This window comes from Streptomyces sp. SID5910, from assembly GCF_009862125.1.
In the GTDB taxonomy this organism is placed as follows: domain Bacteria; phylum Actinomycetota; class Actinomycetes; order Streptomycetales; family Streptomycetaceae; genus Streptomyces.
Genome location: NZ_WWHX01000519.1, coordinates 1 through 343, shown reverse-complemented (window position 1 = coordinate 343; position 343 = coordinate 1). Strand labels below are relative to the sequence as shown.

At 76.4% G+C, this 343-nt stretch carries 1 pseudogene; it reads right to left on the bottom strand.

What is annotated here, in order from left to right:
• Window positions 1–343 (bottom strand): annotated as a pseudogene (locus GTW67_RS18440) (HAD family hydrolase); the annotation flags it as partial.

The following is a 343-nucleotide window of genomic DNA, read 5'->3' as shown; positions in this document are numbered from 1 at the left end:
GTGCGGCCGGCCGTCTCCGCGTCGGCCTTGGCGCGGGCGAGGTCCGCCGGGAGGCTCATGGCCCACTCGGCGAGCAGCCGCTCGCGGCCGACGAGGACGGCGTGGCCGTCGACGACGCCCTGCACACCGAGCCCGGCGACGTTCGCGAAGTCCTCCGGCGTCGGCAGGGTGCCCAGCCTCTCCAGGGCGCCGTCGGCGACGGCGCGGGCGATCGGGTGCTCGGAGGAGTGCTCCAGCGCACCCGCCAGCCGCAGCACCTGCGACTCCTCGGTGCCGGCGGCGGTGTGCACGGCGAGCAGGGTCATGCGGCCGGTGGTGACGGTGCCGGTCTTGTCCAGGACGA